The sequence below is a fragment of the Chryseobacterium endophyticum genome (assembly GCF_056333165.1).
The window spans coordinates 135,637-152,425 of record NZ_JBWGXE010000008.1; the positions used below are offsets into that span (position 1 = coordinate 135,637).

Annotated in this window: 15 protein-coding genes; 2 read left to right on the forward strand and 13 right to left on the reverse strand. The window is 38.1% G+C overall.

Annotated elements, in window-relative coordinates; genetic code table 11:
- Window positions 1-122 precede the first annotated feature (122 nt).
- The 13 genes from AC0N32_RS16755 to AC0N32_RS16815 form a co-directional block, all read right to left on the reverse strand.
- On the reverse strand, window positions 123-485 hold the full coding sequence (locus AC0N32_RS16755; RefSeq protein WP_476394986.1) for a hypothetical protein: 363 nt from the start codon (window positions 483-485) through the stop codon (window positions 123-125).
- Between the two features lie 405 nt (window positions 486-890).
- The gene (locus tag AC0N32_RS16760; protein ID WP_476394987.1) at window positions 891-1,595 is read right to left on the reverse strand and encodes a LytR/AlgR family response regulator transcription factor; all 705 of its coding nucleotides are present in this window, start codon (window positions 1,593-1,595) and stop codon (window positions 891-893) included.
- Entirely contained in the window at window positions 1,561-2,766 is a 1,206-nt protein-coding gene (locus AC0N32_RS16765) for a sensor histidine kinase (protein ID WP_476394988.1), read from the reverse strand. The genes AC0N32_RS16760 and AC0N32_RS16765 overlap by 35 nt, the downstream gene beginning before the upstream one ends.
- 5 nt (window positions 2,767-2,771) lie before the next feature.
- Complete coding sequence (locus AC0N32_RS16770) at window positions 2,772-5,783, reverse strand: lantibiotic dehydratase (RefSeq protein ID WP_476394989.1); 3,012 nt, start codon at window positions 5,781-5,783, stop codon at window positions 2,772-2,774.
- Between the two features lie 18 nt (window positions 5,784-5,801).
- On the reverse strand, window positions 5,802-6,527 hold the full coding sequence (locus AC0N32_RS16775; protein WP_476394990.1) for a hypothetical protein: 726 nt from the start codon (window positions 6,525-6,527) through the stop codon (window positions 5,802-5,804).
- Window positions 6,528-6,529: 2 nt separating this feature from the next.
- Window positions 6,530-8,830, reverse strand: a complete 2,301-nt coding sequence (locus tag AC0N32_RS16780; protein WP_476394991.1) for a peptidase domain-containing ABC transporter — start codon at window positions 8,828-8,830, stop codon at window positions 6,530-6,532.
- Window positions 8,831-8,841: 11 nt separating this feature from the next.
- Window positions 8,842-9,039 carry a hypothetical protein gene (locus AC0N32_RS16785; protein WP_476394992.1) on the reverse strand — a complete coding sequence of 66 codons (198 nt, stop codon included), beginning with the start codon at window positions 9,037-9,039 and terminating at the stop codon, window positions 8,842-8,844.
- A gap of 15 nt (window positions 9,040-9,054) precedes the next feature.
- Entirely contained in the window at window positions 9,055-9,264 is a 210-nt protein-coding gene (locus AC0N32_RS16790) for a hypothetical protein (protein WP_476394993.1), read from the reverse strand.
- Entirely contained in the window at window positions 9,224-10,102 is an 879-nt protein-coding gene (locus AC0N32_RS16795) for a hypothetical protein (RefSeq protein ID WP_476394994.1), read from the reverse strand. The genes AC0N32_RS16790 and AC0N32_RS16795 overlap by 41 nt, the downstream gene beginning before the upstream one ends.
- 3 nt (window positions 10,103-10,105) lie before the next feature.
- Window positions 10,106-11,401 carry a radical SAM protein gene (locus AC0N32_RS16800; protein WP_476394995.1) on the reverse strand — a complete coding sequence of 432 codons (1,296 nt, stop codon included), beginning with the start codon at window positions 11,399-11,401 and terminating at the stop codon, window positions 10,106-10,108.
- A gap of 73 nt (window positions 11,402-11,474) precedes the next feature.
- Window positions 11,475-11,705: a hypothetical protein gene (locus tag AC0N32_RS16805; protein ID WP_476394996.1), complete on the reverse strand. Its 231-nt coding sequence runs from the start codon at window positions 11,703-11,705 to the stop codon at window positions 11,475-11,477.
- Window positions 11,706-11,824: 119 nt separating this feature from the next.
- Complete coding sequence (locus AC0N32_RS16810; RefSeq protein WP_476394997.1) at window positions 11,825-12,028, reverse strand: hypothetical protein; 204 nt, start codon at window positions 12,026-12,028, stop codon at window positions 11,825-11,827.
- 45 nt (window positions 12,029-12,073) lie between these two features.
- Window positions 12,074-14,473, reverse strand: a complete 2,400-nt coding sequence (locus tag AC0N32_RS16815; protein ID WP_476394998.1) for an outer membrane beta-barrel protein — start codon at window positions 14,471-14,473, stop codon at window positions 12,074-12,076.
- 364 nt (window positions 14,474-14,837) lie between these two features.
- Between AC0N32_RS16815 and AC0N32_RS16820 the strand changes: the two genes are divergently transcribed.
- Window positions 14,838-15,668: a helix-turn-helix domain-containing protein gene (locus AC0N32_RS16820; RefSeq protein WP_476394999.1), complete on the forward strand. Its 831-nt coding sequence runs from the start codon at window positions 14,838-14,840 to the stop codon at window positions 15,666-15,668.
- 193 nt (window positions 15,669-15,861) lie between these two features.
- A complete protein-coding gene (locus AC0N32_RS16825; protein ID WP_476395000.1) occupies window positions 15,862-16,737 on the forward strand; it encodes an alpha/beta fold hydrolase in 876 nt (291 codons plus the stop codon).
- The last annotated feature ends 52 nt before the right edge of the window (window positions 16,738-16,789 follow it).

Here is a 16,789-nt window from a genome sequence, read left to right on the forward strand (position 1 = left end):
GTACAATATTGAAATACAATCCATCACCGATAAAAAAAATACGCCGAATGAAGAAAACATTCAACGTATAGATGTAAGTGAAGAAAGTATTATTAAAAGGTTATTTTCTAATATCGGGTGATTTATGTATATTTTTCATCAATAATCTGGCTGATCTCTTTTATAAAATCGTCGTAACTGGATTTTTTATTTAAAAAACCAAAATAGGAAAACCCATTTCCCATGATCTGTGCAACGATATCCCGGGAATAGACGGATGAAATAAAAACAGGCAGAAAAGGCATGGTAAGGATTTTTTTTATGTTCTGTACACCAATCTTCAGGGAATCCATATCGAAAAACATAAACATCGGATAGCCGTCTTCAAAGAATAGCTCCTCTTCATCAAAAATTTCTAAAAAATAAGTTTTTTCAACAAACGTCACCAGTTTGCTAATCAATAAATCATTCCTGCTTACCATGAAGCATTTAATCGTATTACTCAAAAAATTGTCCAGGTTATGGTTGGCGTTGTATATTCCATTGTGGTCGAATCTTTAGAACTCTCAGATTTTTTCACAACTTTTTTTTTCACTTTCAGCTTATGCTGCTCTTGTTTTTTAATTTCAGTTTTCATGGCTATTAATTTTGATACAAAAAAATAACAGATTGAAAACGAAAGCAAAATCATTCGCCGGAAAGCCGGATAATACCGACAGAAGAGTAAAAAATAAGGTTTAAAGAAAAAAGAAAATCAACGGGAATTTCAATTACATATGCAGAATCTGCAATGTAATTAGATTATTTTTATATTCTATTTAAAAAAAATACGAAAACATACAGATCTGTAATAAAAGACCTATATCACAAATTTCTGTCAATGACGTGAAAAGGAGTTAAAAGCTGATCCGCTATAAACCAAGTAAGGAAAATAATTCTTCTTTTTTGCTGATGGCCAGGGAGATCACTTTACCATTGTTCAGTTCTACCATATTGCCGTTTACGGCCTGGACCGCAGATACATTGATAATAAAAGAACGCTGTACTCTGAAAAAATCCGGGAGCCTGAGGGCTTCGTCCATAGATTTCATGGTAGAAAGCGTAGTGTAGGAATTTTTTTCGGTGGCAATTTTTAAATAGTCGCCCTGAGCTTCAACATATAAAATATCTTTAAGCAGGATTTTGACCAATTTGCCTTCCGTTTTAATAAAGATACGGTCTGTCAGTACCTTTTTCTCAACTTTTTTTGTGTTTTCAATATAATCTTTCGCACGGTTCACCGCTTTTAAAAACCGGTCAAAACGAACGGGTTTTACGAGGTAGTCTTTGGCTCCCGTATCGAAGCCGTCGAGGGCAAAGTCGCGGTGTGCAGTGATGAAAATTACGGTGGGAGGGTTCTGCAGAGATTGTATAAGCTCGAGACCGTTTATTTTGGGCATCTGAATATCAGTCAACACGATATCGACCTCAAAATTCTGCAGGTGATCCAAGGCCTCAAGCGGATCTCCAAATGAAGCCGCCAGCGTAAGAAACGGTATTTTTTCAATAAAACTTTCAATGACTTCCCTTCCCAAAGGTTCGTCATCGATCACTATACAACGTAATTTTTTGCTCATTCAAACTAATTTTTAAAGAAACCCTGTAAACTCCGTTTTTATCTTCAACAGACAGTTCGTGCCTGTTCGGGTATAATAATGCCAGCCTTTTTTTTGCGTTGGAAATGCCGATGCCTCCAAAATAATTTTTACTCCCGTCCGGTCTGTTGACGTTTTCGCTATCATTTTCGATAACAAATAAAAACGAATCGTCCCGAATATCAATAAAAACGTTTACAAATTGTTCCTGAGTGCTTTTCAAACCATATTTAAAGGCATTTTCTATGAACACAAATGTGAGCAGCGGCGCTACCTGATAGTCTTTTCCCGGATGTTCTTCCTTTACGGTGAGGGTGATTTTTTTATCTTCAGGGTAACGCATCTTTTCTAATGCGAAATAATTTGAAATAAACTCCAGTTCTTTCTGCACAGAAACCTTCTCTGTATTTGATTCATATAAGGTGTATGCCATTATATCCGACAAATTTAAGACAATTTCCGGAGCTTTATCGTCTTTTTTCACCGTTAATGCATACAGATTGTTCAGGGTATTGAATAAAAAGTGAGGATTCAGCTGGGCTTTTAAGAACTCTTTTTCGATATTGATATTATTTATTTCAAGATCAGATTTTTGTTTCTGAATACGCAGTTTGGCTTCATTAAGCCTGGTGACATCAACAATAATCTTGGTAAAAAAGAAAGGGGAAAGCGAGTAAATAACCGACAGTGTATTGAGAATAATAAATTTAAATTTAAACACTTCCATCAGGTTCGGATGATAGTCTTTTTCTTTGCCCATGATCGGGTACAGATTGGTCAGGTCATATTCCAGATAAGCGGCCGCGACGTAGAAAAAGTTGTTGATAAACAGCCAGGTAACGATAAGAAACGGTACAATAATAATGATCAGCCAAAGATTTTTCTTTTTCTTGGCAAAAGGCAGCAGGAGATAAAAAAATAAATAGAACACCACGGCACTGCTCACCAGGACTCTTACCGCTAAAAACATGGACTGCCCGAATGAGATATTAATCGCAAGATAATAATCTAAAAAGAGCAACAGGGTAAATGAAAACCACATGAAGACATGGGATAGAATTCTTATCCCGACATTATATTGTTCTTTGTGTTTTATAAAATTTACCAGTCCGGCAAAAGTGAGAATTCCATTCTCTTTTTTAGAATAGCTCATCAATATTAATTGTTTAACAGTCTGTTATAATAATTCTTCAGAAAAATATAGCCCATATATTCAAATGGTCTCTGGCTGGAATCGAACCATCGGTTGATGCTCATGTGAATAAAGCTGGGCAGATTTTCCCTGGAGAGATCCAGATTTTTTATTTTTACATCTCTCAGGGCAAAAGCATCATTCAGTTCGGAACTTTCCATATAATCATACAGGTTTTTCGAATACAGCCTGTATTTCGAATATAATGACTTTTTCATATGCTGATCGAATTCCGTTTCGAATGCCGATTCCATTTCTTTGCAAAAATAAAATTTGTCAACTAAACTAAGATCAAATGCAGATAAATAACGATCTATATTTTTGATGGCTGAAAAAAGCCGGTAATCTTCATCACCTTCAAAATATCCGGAATCCAGGCAATTTATAAAAAAATTACTGTCGTAGCAGAACAACATTTCGGTATCCTCTATTTTTTCCTCACCGTATCTTTCAATCTCGCGTCGGTAGGTATCGAGCTGAACATTCCAGATCGCATGGTTTTTCATATACGGATCCAAAGCCGTATACAGGTTCTGTAAAATTCCGGGAAAGAAGGAAGTATCTTTTAAATTCAGCCTTAACCTGATATGGTAATGAGGATCTGTATACCTGATGAAAAAAAACGATTTGATCATTCCATCGGATTTCCAGGCAGACAGCAACGGCTGCAGGACCTCTTTTATTAAAACGTCTGAAAAGGGCGAGCTGCAATATATTTTAGTATAAAACCATTCTGATCCGGGTATAAAATCCCTCTGGATCGATTCCCGATATTTTTTTCCGGCAGGCAATCTGAGCGGATGAGGATTCGTATTTTGATACGGAATAATGATCTGGTCCGCAGATTTCAGACCTTCTTCAGGCATTAGCCATTCCGACAATACAACATGATCTTTTTTTCGGATTTCCTCTAAAAGCAGCGTGATGTATGAATCGTTTTGCAGATCTAAAAACAATTCGTTGTCACCTTCAATCATTGATACAAACTGACAGGCCCCAATACTTTTCATATGTTCTTTAAGCGCCTCAGCAGGTGAATTATGTTTTAAAATTCCGGCAATATCATCTGCTCTTAAAATCCAGCTGGCCCTGTGCAGGATGATTTTTTTGTAAACAATTCTCGGATAGAACCTTTTGAGGCTGAGGCTGTAATCTAAACTAAAATTCAAGCCCGAAACATTCTGGTACTGAAGGGAGCATAAAAATTTAAAGGCCGGAATGGTGCTGTTGCTGAAGTTATAAGCATTCGACAGCCTGGGAATAATCCTTTTATTCAGGATTTTTGATTTAATGATTACTTCATCGTTTTCTACGGAAACTATAAGATCATCCAATGAAATCTGGTTTTCTGCTTTTAATGAGGCTTCCGTAAGGATGCATATTTCATACTCTGAAAATGAATTATTGCGGGTAACATTCCCTATTTTCCCAGCAGGAATATGGCGGATGTCAGCAAAAATAATTTCAGGATTGTTATTTTTTTCAGTATTCCGGATATCGAAACACAGATTTTCTATTTCATCATCAAGATAGGCAAACCGCCCGATGAGAGACGCATTTGCCCCGCCCATATTCTGTATAAAAAAATGATCCTGGTGAAAGCTTCCCATCAGCGTAATATTTCCGGGGATTTTCTTTTGGGAAGCCGGGATATCCGGAATATCAGAATCTTTTACTTCCAGCGTGTAGGCTTGTCCGGACTTTTCTATTTTGTCGTACAGCCATTCCGTTTTGGGTTTTGGGATTATCGTTTTACTGTCACTGCTTTTTTGGTGTTCAGACCCTGCAAAATAATCGTCGTAAGGAATATTTCCCAGAGATTTTTCGGCCGGGAAACCGATTCCGAATTCATTATCCAGAACCCTCAGAAAAGGCACTTCCTGGTTTTCGTATTTTATTCTGAACACATTGATGAAATTCCTGATCTGCTTGTCGATACTTGATTCACTATTCGATATTTTGCCAACGAACTGTATCGCTGAAGATATATCAGATGCGTATTGGTGATAAAGCTCTTTATATTTTAAATGGTCCTTACCCCCGTTTATAAAATCAATATGAAAAAAATGCTTTGAAACCATGCCATTTTGGCTCACAAGATCTTCCAGTTCATGGATTTCCTTTAACGGCAAAAAATCCGGTGGTGTACTGTTTATCAGCAATATGCATTCTGAAAGCTTATCCAGCAAAATTGAGTACTGTCTCTCTTCGGGAAAGCAGTGGGCTTCTATATTTGCGACTGTTTCTTTTAGCCGGTCAAGGTTTTTCACATCGGCAATTTCACTTACCAAAAACCCTGAATCGATAAGATCAGTAATAAAATCCGTAATTTCTTCATCCGTAAAGCTGTCGGGAAGAATCGATTTTATTTCATTTAAAGTAGCTCCGTCTTTCTGCCATAAGGTATTATACACCAGATCGATATATTCGGTTTTCTCCAATGAGCTGAGCTGATATTCGGTTTTATTTTCTTTTTCGGAAAAAAACGGTTCTGTAAATCTGTACTGATCTGCGATCCTGTAAACCGAGCTGTTTATGGTGTATTTCAGCCAGGGAATTATTTTCACATCATTTCCGATATTTTTTTTTATTTCATCTAAAAATGCCAGATCAATTCTTGCGACACGCCTGTTATTTTCTTGATCATCTTTATCAAAATACCCTATTCCCAGGCCGGCGAAAGTTCCGTAAGGTGTTGCTCTTGTACTGGCTCTCAGCACATACTTCTTTAGAGTCCTGAAGAGTTTTTCTTCTTTTGATTTTTTTAAATTTCCTGCTTTATACAACTGAATGGTTCTGTACAAATCGGGGGAGCTCCAAAAAATGGACGTGGTAAAAAGTGGGTCCTCCAACGCATTTAGTACAACTTCATCCAGCGGCTTTGTTTTATTTTTTCCTAAAAAAAGAATATCATAAGAAAAAGAAGGCTTTCTTATGATATATCTATGGTAATTTTTAAACGAATTTTCTGTCGGCATAAATATTTTAATTCAAATCTAAAAGACACTCCCAAAGATGCGATAAAAAATACTTTTATCACTTAATAAAATTTCTCCTTCACCTTGCATTACGGGCATTACGGGAATTTCTTTATGTTCGGAAGTGATGATCTTTTTTCCGGGAATCTTTACGTAGGCCTGGTGCATGCCGTCGATTTCCACGGGCAGTATGGAGGAGATGGTTCCTTCAATAAAACCATATTCATGGCTGGGAAACCCATGAAGGCTGAACTTTACCGTTTGTCCCATTTTTACATTCCCTGATCCTTTTACCGGAAATTTTATTTTAATTTCAGAACCTGTAGATTCCGGAACGACCCATATAATTTTATCCAATGTATTGCTTTCATTTGTGCCGTTGGAAAGGTAAATCTTTCCTGCCATGGGCGTTATGGTATTGTATTCTTTTCCGGTATTCTTATCGATATGGACGAGAAGCGTATCTCCCGGCTTTACCACATCCCCGTTTTTCACTAAAAAATTGAAAATCTGACTGGCGTCATCTCTTTTCACGGTCACCTTCCCCGGCTGGTTTTCAGACTGTACAATGACGGTAGTCTGCAGGGTTTCAGGATATTTTATAAAAAAAGAAACGAATAAGCCCATCACCCCGATGATAAAAAGGCATGTAAGCCCCCAACGGGTAATCCAGCTTGGTATAATGCCGACAATTTCTTCCATCTCGGCACTTCTCTCTTCTAATATTTGATCTAATTCTGGCATAATTACGCGGCACCAAGTTCCAATTGGTTTTTTACTAATTCAAAATAATATCCTTTATTCTTTGCAAGCTCGTAATGATTGCCCTGCTCTACAATTTCCCCATCTTTCATGACAATGATCTGATCCGCATGTTTTACAGTACTCAACCGGTGTGCAATAACCACTACGGTTCTGCCTTCATAGAATTCATTGAGATTTTCCATGATAATTTTCTCATTATTGGCGTCAAGAGCACTGGTCGCTTCATCAAAGAACAGATACTTGGGATCTTTGTAGACCGCTCTGGCGATGAACAATCTCTGTTTCTGCCCTCCGCTGAGGCCTGATCCGCTGTTTCCTATCCTCGTGGTAAAACCAAGGGGGAGTTTTGAAATATACGGATGCAGGTTGGCTATTCTTACCGATTCAAAAAGTTTCTCTTCGTCTATTCTTTCTCCTTTCATGGCAATATTCCTTGCTATGGAATCGGAAAAAATATATCCTTCCTGCATTACAGTTCCTACATTATTTCTCCAGAGCTGGGCCGAAATATCCTGGAGAGATATGCCGTCTACCATGATATTTCCTTCGCTGGGTGCATAAAATTTAAGCAAAAGTTTCAGCAGCGTGGTTTTTCCGCTTCCGCTTGCTCCTACGATGGCTGTAATTTTACCTTTCGGAATAAAAAGATTGATATCTTTAAGCACCAGAGGACTTTTAGGCGAGCCGTAACGGAAAGAGAGGTTTGAAATTTCAATTCCGGAACCGCTGTTTTCTTTTAATCTTTTGGTGAATAATTCGTGACTGAGGTAGAGTGAATCAGAATCATGTTCGGGACGGATCGGGTGTTTAGTGTCATTAAAGCCGATCAGATCTTCATCGCTTTCTTCTTCTTTCCTGTTGTGAATTTCATTCAAACGATCCAAACTTATCTGTGCATCCTGAATGCTTTTTATGAAGGAAATAATTTGGGTAAGCGGACTGTTCATCTGCCCTACGATGTAGGAAATACTTAACATGACCCCTAATGAGATCTGCTGGTTGACCACCAGGCTTGCGGCCAGGTAACTGATGAGAATATTTTTCAGCTGGGTAAAAAATGTAGCCCCCATTTCCTGATACTGTTCAAGCGAAAGGCTTTTGATATTTACTTTAAAAAGTTTGGCCTGAATCCTCTCCCACTCCCAACGTCTGCTTTTCTGGCTGTTGTAGAGCTTGATTTCCTGCATTCCGGTAATAATTTCGTAAAGGCTGTTCTGATTTTCCCTGGCTCTCTGGAATCGGTTGTAATCGATATTTTTTCTTCTTTTGAGGAAAAGGAGGATCCATCCTATCGAAAGAATGCTTCCTACGGCAAAAACCCCTAAAAGCTGCATATTGTAAATTCCCAGAATAAAAGAAAATACAAAAAGGTTGATGATCGAAAAGAGGGTATTAAGGGTAGATCCGGTAAGAAATGTTTCAATCCGGTGATGGTCATTGATTCTCTGGGTGATATCCCCTACATTTTTAGATTCGAAAAAATTGACCGGAAGTTTCATCAGCTTGATCAGAAAATTGGATATGATGCTGATGCTTATCCTTGTACTGATGTGCAGCAGGATCCAGTTTCTCAGCATATCTATCGCTACGCTTCCCAGAAATAAAAGCAGCTGCGAAAACAAAATAAGATGAATAAAGCTTAAATTTTTCCTGTTGATTCCGAAGTCTACCAAACTTTGGGTAAGAAACGGAAAGCACATGCTGATCAAACTTGCGAGCACCATCCCTAAAACCAGCTGTACAAAGTATTTTTTGTATGGTTTCAGATAGCCTAATAAAAATCCGAATCCGCTTCTGTTTTTTTCTACCCCTTCTTCGTTCCGGTAGAAATCGGGTGTGGGTTCCAGAAGCAGTGCTACGCCTTTTTTATTGGAAGTAGAAAGCCAGCATTTTTCAAAAACATCTTTTTCGACCCTTACCATGGTGTGGCCTGGATCGGCGATGATAATCTGTTCTTTTTTCCGGAAAAGACTCTTTTTCTTGATGTCGTAGAGCACAATAAAGTGTTCCTGGTTCCAGTGGAGCACACAGGGAAGAGGAACATCATTGGCCAGCTGTTCGTAGTCCAGCTTTGCCGTGAGCGTTTTAAATCCTATTTTTTCTGCCGCCTCGCTCAGTCCCAGAAGACTAACCCCATTCTTAGTAATATAGGAATTGGCTCTTAAATAGTCGAGTGAGTATTCTTCTCCGTAGAATGAAGATATCATCCGCAAACAGGTGGGACCACAATCCATGAAGTCCAGCTGTTTGTAAAATTTATATTTTTTACTAAGAATTGCCATTGGTGGTTGTTTTACAAATTAGAAGTTGGCCATTGGGTCATCACTGTAGGATCGGTTTTCCTGCCTCCTGTGATGGCTTCTGCATCTACAGGCTCAATATCGGTCGATAGTTCTTTCGTGATGCCGAGAAATTTCACTTTCTGCTTATCCACTAATGTTTTATTGTCTTTAGGCGTCTGGTTTTTGTTCTTTTTATCAGTATTTTTCATCTTTTTATAGGTTTATTAGGCGTTAGTATCCGAGAAAAGATTTTTGATCTTCAGATCTGTATTTTGGGTGTGATTTTGGGTGTAAATAGGTGGTTTATATTCTCTGAAGCCTCCGAAAAAGCTGTCAGACTGTACCTGATCCTGAATATCCAGCTTTTGCTTACAGCTGTCTATGTCTCTGTTTTTAGTTTTTGTAATCCGTAATTTCTGAAACAACTTTTTCATTTTCGTATAATTTTCTGATTAAATTGAGTATAGAGATCGTTCCTGGAAATAATGCTTCCTGATTTTTTCCGATAAAATGATCCGTTTCTTCCTGGTGAATTTCAAAACCTGGTTTTGAGATCAGCTCTAAAAAGTCTTTCAGAACATATTCACCTTCGTATTCAGGGACAAACTGAACCAGAATATTGGATATAAAATCCAGGAAAGAACGCAGGTATCTTTTATTTTTCAATCGGGAAAGAATCTTAACCGTATCATAAACGATCTGGTACATCATGGTACATTTCAGGACAGATTCTTCTTTTTTGTCATCAAAAGCAAATTCTGAAAGATACTTTATTCCAACATTCTTTTTAGTAATAATGAACAGTAAGAGTTTGCAGTTCAGCATAATTCCTTCCGAAAAATGATTGGTCCTGAAACCTATCCTCGCTATATTCTGATATTGCTGGATCTGAATAAAAACAGGCAAATCTACTTTCGTAAGCTCTTTGATTTTCTGATTGGTGACAATTGATTTTAAAGTAAGGTATCCTGCTAATTTGATATTTCCGGTTTTGTAATACCAATAGGCTTTTTTAGGATAAAGGGTGTCTTTTAAAATGAGTTTAAAAGTTTCGTCTTTACTTTCCCGCGGAAACATTTTTTCACCGTACTCAAACTGAGAAATACTTTCCTGCATCCGGTTTTCCTTTATGAGGCTGAAGGCGTCGAAAAATGTATTCTCCAGGCTATTGTACAGTGCAGTATCATCCAAAGATCTCGTATTTATAAATTCCCTGGTATAGATACCGGTGAAGAGATCATCATTGATAATGGAGGAAATATTTTTCTGCATAATTTAGCCGGCTATTCTGATCAGTTTCTTTCTTACGATTTCCTTTTTCTGGTTTTCATCGAAATCATAGACACAATAATCTTTGTCTTTATTTTCCATGGCGTGCTGTGAGCATCCTCCGTTGCATAAAGGAAGGATAGAGCATGAAAGACAAGGCTTGTTTTTAAACTTGATGTTCATTCTTTCATCGAACTTCTCGTTCCAGTTTATCTCACCATTCGCCTGTAATGTGCCTTCTTTGGAGCCCCCCGAAAAATCCCTGGCGGTACATTTGAAAACTTCTCCGTTGTAATTGATGGTTGCATTATTGATTTTATCTGCGTAACAGGAATGTTTCACATTATCCGGAACGGCTCCTTCATGGGCAGCAAATCCAAGAGCTTTTACCTTTCGGATCAGATCATTTACCCTTTCGGTAGTCTGTGCATCTTCCACAACCTGCCAAACCTTATGAAAAGAAATGGATGCATAATCTCTCTTTTCCACATCAATTTTCTCAAGATCTTTGTACACTTCTTCGAAATCATCAAGATTGTCATTGGTGAAATTGACCCTGATTCCTACTCTGAAGTCATTTTCACAAAGCTTTTTTACATTTTGAATGATCACATCATAAGATCCGCGTTTTGCGTTTACATACCTTACCGTATCGTGTGAGGCTTTATTCCCGTCCAGAGTGATCTGAAATCCGTTTATAGGATATACTTTCAGCTCTTCAATCATTTCGTCGGTGAAAAGGAAGCCGTTGGTGGTAAACTGGGTATCGAATTGCACCCCGTATTCTTTACAGATCTTATCTGCAAAGGCCATGATCGGTGCGATTACTTCTTTGTAGTACATCAAAGGTTCTCCTCCAAACCAGGAAATATGGAATGTTTTCAGTTCCTTTTTTGTGGTGATGATATTGTTGATCAGAAGACAGGTCTTGGTAACCGTTTCGTTGTTCATCTTCGATCCTTTCACGTGGGATTCGTAGCAGTACCAGCATTTAAAGTTGCAGTTCATGGTTGGATTCACGATCAGCGAGTAATGGGTTTCATCACTGTCGATCTTCTTGCTCAGTGCGCGCACTTTATCCACCTCATCAACTTCTTTTTCCACAATAAAACCATTTTTATACAATGACTGGTAAAAAGTAGGATGATAGCCGGAAAGATCCTGAATATCTTCTTCTGTTCTCAGTGCTTTGAACAGGTCTAATATCGTCGCATCAATACCTATAAACTTATTACTGAAAGAATTATAAATATAGTTTTTGTTATTATGAAAAATACTGTGATTAAATTGGCTTGTTTTCATAATTAGTTTTTTTAAAGAAGTCAGCCTAAAAAAATTTTAGGCTAACTTAAAATTTAAAATTAAGGAGGTTTTTTTAGCTAGCTGTCGGAGAGGTAGTCGGAGAAGTCGTACCCGTTCCAGGTGATACAGAGCACTTACATTTAGAGAAGTTGATCTCAATAAGTTCTAATTGCTCTTCTGAAACAGCATCTGAAAAACCTCCAGCCAATTGTCCGGCTTCGTTTTCATTGATAGATTCGAATTGTAATGATTTTGATAAGTGCTCAAGCGCCTTTTCTTTTGAGTTGTTTAAATCTTTAGACATTTTAATTTAATTTATGGTTATTACTTACTCTTTTATACCGGTTTTCAGTTTTCCCCGTAGTTGTTGCAACAATATCTTTACAATCAATTCTTTTTTCAGAATGATTTGTACTTTTTCAGTTATGAGTTTCCGCCTGTTTGCGGTTTGTGATATCCACACTTTGACCAGTTAACATGGATAGTCTCTTCCTCCTCTTCTGATGTAGGTTCCGAAAAGCCACCTGATAATTGTCCGGATTCATCTTGATTCATTTCTTCAATTTTCAATTGTCTGGATAATTTTTCAAGAGCATCCTCTTTTTCTTCCGGATTATTTTCTTTCATTTTAATTAAGTTTTTATGGTTATTAGTTTTTAGTCCTTTTATGCATTAAAGTCTTCCTTTTTCATCAGCACTGCTGGATTCTATCTTTTTTGCCTTAAAGCTTTCTCCGCTTTTGAAATTGTAGATCAGAGAAAGAGACAGTACCCTGGATTGCTCCTTATGGCTGATATGGATTTTCGTATCATTAAAGTAGCTTGTCGCCTTATAATTATTGGTGTAGAAAAGGTCACTCACAGAAGCCCGTGCCGTAAGCTGATTCCTGAAAAACTTTTTCTGCAGCCCGAGATCTACTCCGGCGATACCTTTGGTTACGATATTTCCGGTTACCATCTGTGGGGTGTAAAATCCGTTTAATGTAAACGTATAGTTCTTGCCCAATGAAATTTCCTGTTCAGACTGTAATACGAACGATGGTTTTTCAATCAAGAAATAAGGTGATTTTGAAACCGTATGGGTTAAAAGCAGGTTATTATTGGTGGTCCACCATTTTGCAATATTTACAGGCACACTTATGGTCGCCGTTAATACTTTACTTGTTCCCGCATTCGCCTTAATTACGGTGACCAACTCCTGCCCCGGATAATTTTCGATGATCTGGGCAATGATATCGGTGGTATAATTATAACTTAGCGCCGTATAATATTTTCCGCCCCACATTCCGCTGACCTCGAACGAATTGGTAAACTGAGGCTTCAGATAAGGGTTTCCTGTAGTTACCGAATAATTGTCGATATAATATTTATACGGATTAAGATCAAAATAAGAAGGTCTTTTTATCCTTCGGTTGTACGAAAAGGCTAAAAAATTGTTCCCTTCCGCATCCAAATTTCTTTTCAGGAATAGTGATGGAAACCAGTTAAAGTAATTCTGAGAAACCTCTCCCAGCTGGCTTCCGGTAAGCGTTCCGGATACATCCGACTGCTCTCCCCTTACGCCCAGTTTATATTCAATTTTCTTCCATTCGCCGCTAAAACTTGAAAAAGCAGCATAAATTCTTTCCCTGTATTTAAAATTGAAATTATTTTCCGGAACGCTGTACCATGAGTTCTGAAATATTTCATAACTGTTTTCATTATCGATATCGGTGCTTGTAGCCTTTGCTCCGAAGCTTAAATTTTCCCCGGATTTAAAATTCCAGTTGTATTTGGCATCCGCCGTAAAGATCTTCGCCGTACTCGGGTATGAAAATCGGAATAAAGTATCTCTTACAATAACATTGTTGACATCAAAATCCCGGCTGTCACTGATGCTGTTTCCCGTTCTCTTATTGTACGTATAATCTGTTACAAAACTGAATTTTGAACCCAGCGTATCGGTTTTTATGCTGTAATTAAGACCTCCGTTATGATAATTTGTCTTCGATTCCGTAGGAAAGCTTCCTATCGATCTTACATTATTGGCCGCATCAGGATAAGAGATATAAGAATCTGATACGGAGTTACTCGAGAAATTACTGAACTGCCCCGTATACTGCAGGCCCAAAGACTGCTTGTCTGAGAAATCATACGTCGATCCTATTTTTATCCGGTTGCTTTTATTTTTCTGAATATCGGTTGAAGACTGCTCATATTTTCCTCCATTCGTAAAATCTCTCTTCTGGCTCAGTTCTTCATAGCTTTTGCCATTGGTATAAGAATAACTTGAACTTAAACCGAATTTTCCTTTTTTATAATTAATGGCTGCATACGGATTGTAGCCAGGGTATTTCCCTAAACCGATCGAATAATCATTTCCTATATAGCCATTGATGCCTTCCTTGGTATTTTTTTTCAGAATGATATTAATGATTCCACCGGAGCCTTCCGCATCAAATTCTGCCGGAGGATGGGCGATCACCTCTATCGACTGTATTTCATTGGATCGTAAATTCTGGAGATAATTCTTCAGATCGACGCCACTGATGTTCAGCATTTTTCCGTCGACCATTACCCGGGTTCCCCAGACCCCGTTGATGGAGATTTTACCGTTATTCACAAAAACGCCCGGCGCCAGCCTGAATAAATCTAAAGATGATTTTCCCGCTGCAATAGGATTATCGGATACATTCATCACGATTCGGTCGATCTTTCTTACGATCGTAGATTTTGCTCTTTTACTTACGACAACTTCCTGGATGTCCGTTACCTTTTCCTTAGGTAAGGCAATAGATACCGTAACTTCGGGATCATTAAAATTAAACTGTTGAGAAAAAGGAGCTGAGTTTTTATAAGAAGCCACTACTTTATACGTTCCGCTTTCAGGAAATAAAATCTGGAATTTTCCGTTTTCATCAGCAATCTTTTCTGTGAAAGACTGTGAAGGATTATTTACATTATAAAACTTTAAAGAAGCAAAAGACAACGCCCGACCTTCATTATCCGTCACCTTTCCGGTTACGGTCGTCTGTCCGTAAAGAGCTCCGTACCCCAGAAAAAATGCCGCAATAATAAAAACTGATTTTCTCATTACTAAAAAATTATATCTCAAAAGTATCAGGATAGAACTTTTTAATCAATTTTAGTCGATAAGATGTGGCATTTTCACGATAAAAATACAGAATAGACCGTTAAGGGATCGTTTTCAGGAAAGATTACGACAGATAATTTACCCTTATTTTTCGTGTAGATCATTAAAGGTAAACATAAAAGCCCAATAAACAATAGCATCTAAACAACTATTAATCAACAATATAATCCATTTAATAATTTAAATCTTTCATACACATAGTATTCAGCGTATCAAATTGTTCGTAAGGAATAAAATCCGGGATTTTCAATGCTAAAGGTTTAATTTAACATTTTACTACATTTGTTCAGAAAATACTTCGGAAATGCTCAAAGAATTCGCATACAAACAGTTCGGCCAACTGCAGTCTTCAGATTTTGCAGTTGATGACAGTATACTGCTTTCCATTGCAGACAACATCAAAATTCTTTTTTTGACTAAAAACACCACGGTAAAAGTCGATTTCGAAACTTTCAGCCTGGATTCTGATGCCCTTCTCTTTATTAATCCGAAAGTAAAGATCAAATTCCTGCAAAGTGAGGATGGTCATGAAGTACTCCTGCATTTCAACAGAGATTTTTACTGTATAGAGATTCACGACCAGGAAGTAGCCTGCGACGGTATTTTGTATAATAATGTATTCGAAGTTCCTTTTATAGAGCTGGACGAAGCGCAGGCTTCCAATATCAGATCAATCATGGAAGACATCCGGTTTGAGATGAAAAACAGCGATGCCAATACGGAAGAAATGCTCAGGGTTTTGCTTAAGCTCATTATTCTGAAATCAACAAGGATCTGGAAAGACAAACACCGGCTGTCGGAGAACGACCGGCAGCCTGATGTACATTTTCTCAGGAAATTCAGCAAGCTGGTGGAAGAAAACTACAAAACCCACCACACGGTAGCCGATTATGCAGAAATGCTTTTCATCAATCCGAAAAGCCTCAGCAAGAAAATAGGCCTCCTGAGCAGGGAAACGCCAAATGATATTATTAAAAACAGAATCATACTGGAAAGCAAACGCCTGCTGGCACATACGGATATGACCGTTAAAGAAATTGCCTATCATCTGAATTACGAAGATGACGCTTATTTCATTCGATTCTTCACAAAAAATACGGGCGTGTCCCCGACCAAATTCCGGAAACAGTTCTGACCTTATTTACAATATCACATCAAAGTGCAACCATAGATCGCGTTTTGCTTTTTCTGTCAAAGAGAAAAAAGTGCAATTCAAGGCGAAGACCGTCCATTGATAGATACTGCTTTTTAAGAGAACTTTGCATCATCAAACAAACAGTAACAATTTAAACAGTAAAACAATGAAAAAATCGGCTTTAATTTTAGTAATGTTAGTTTCACTTTTTGCTAACGGTTTAATGGCTCAGACACAAAGAATCCCGGCCTCTGCGGAAAGAGCGGAATATATAGAAGTGGAAAAAGGGGTAAAGCTTCATGTGACGGATATCGGCGAGGGCAAACCGATCGTCCTCATCCACGGATGGCCTTTGAGTGATGAAATGTATGAATATCAGTATCAGTACCTTTCAAGAAAAGGTTTCAGAGTAATTGGCATTACCCTTCGGGGATTTGGTAAATCTGACAAGCCGTACGGAAAATACGATTTTGATGTTTTCTCGGACGATATCAAGGTGGTTTTAGATAAACTGAAAATAGAAAATGCAGTCTTGGGCGGTTTTTCAATGGGTGGTGCCGTTTTGATTCATTATGTTACCAAATACAATTCTGCGCACGTCGGCAAGCTGGCATTGTTTGGTGCCGCAGCCCCTTCCTGGAAACAGAGAGAAGGGTTCCCAGAAGGCATTCCCGCTGATGTAGCTGAAAACCTCATTAAAGCTACCCTGACAGCCAGACAGAATCTTGTGGCAGGTCTCGGCGCGGCCTTCCAGGCAAAAGAAGGGAATATTTCAAAAAATATGGAAAGATGGATTGAAAGAATGAGTCTTGATGCTTCCCCTTACGCAACAACAGAGGCGATTACCGCACTGAGAGATCTGGATCTTAGACCTCAGCTATCGAAAATTCATATTCCTGTTGTGATATTCCATGGGGTGCAGGATAAAAGCTGTCCTTTTGTGTGGGCAGAAAAACTGCAGCAGGGAATCAAAAATTCAAAGCTCATCCGTTTCGAAAACAGTGGCCATGCCTTGTTTCTGGAAGAAGCGGATAAATTTAACCATGAGCTTGAAAAGTTTGCGATTTAAAATAAGATTAAAGACTTCATCAAAAAACTTTCCTTTTCGGGAAAGTTTTTCG

Bases quoted from the DNA above. Each gene is read 5' to 3' on its own strand.
- AC0N32_RS16760 (WP_476394987.1), bottom strand. From the start codon at position 1,595: ATGAGCAAAAAATTACGTTGTATAGTGATCGATGACGAACCTTTGGGA.
- AC0N32_RS16795 (WP_476394994.1), bottom strand. From the start codon at position 10,102: ATGCAGAAAAATATTTCCTCCATTATCAATGATGATCTCTTCACCGGT.
- AC0N32_RS16775 (WP_476394990.1), bottom strand. From the start codon at position 6,527: ATGCCAGAATTAGATCAAATATTAGAAGAGAGAAGTGCCGAGATGGAA.
- AC0N32_RS16770 (WP_476394989.1), bottom strand. From the start codon at position 5,783: ATGCCGACAGAAAATTCGTTTAAAAATTACCATAGATATATCATAAGA.
- AC0N32_RS16780 (WP_476394991.1), bottom strand. From the start codon at position 8,830: ATGGCAATTCTTAGTAAAAAATATAAATTTTACAAACAGCTGGACTTC.
- AC0N32_RS16790 (WP_476394993.1), bottom strand. From the start codon at position 9,264: ATGAAAAAGTTGTTTCAGAAATTACGGATTACAAAAACTAAAAACAGA.
- AC0N32_RS16825 (WP_476395000.1), top strand. From the start codon at position 15,862: ATGTTAGTTTCACTTTTTGCTAACGGTTTAATGGCTCAGACACAAAGA.
- AC0N32_RS16810 (WP_476394997.1), bottom strand. From the start codon at position 12,028: ATGAAAGAAAATAATCCGGAAGAAAAAGAGGATGCTCTTGAAAAATTA.
- AC0N32_RS16820 (WP_476394999.1), top strand. From the start codon at position 14,838: ATGCTCAAAGAATTCGCATACAAACAGTTCGGCCAACTGCAGTCTTCA.
- AC0N32_RS16800 (WP_476394995.1), bottom strand. From the start codon at position 11,401: ATGAAAACAAGCCAATTTAATCACAGTATTTTTCATAATAACAAAAAC.
- AC0N32_RS16785 (WP_476394992.1), bottom strand. From the start codon at position 9,039: ATGAAAAATACTGATAAAAAGAACAAAAACCAGACGCCTAAAGACAAT.
- AC0N32_RS16815 (WP_476394998.1), bottom strand. From the start codon at position 14,473: ATGAGAAAATCAGTTTTTATTATTGCGGCATTTTTTCTGGGGTACGGA.
- AC0N32_RS16765 (WP_476394988.1), bottom strand. From the start codon at position 2,766: ATGAGCTATTCTAAAAAAGAGAATGGAATTCTCACTTTTGCCGGACTG.
- AC0N32_RS16805 (WP_476394996.1), bottom strand. From the start codon at position 11,705: ATGTCTAAAGATTTAAACAACTCAAAAGAAAAGGCGCTTGAGCACTTA.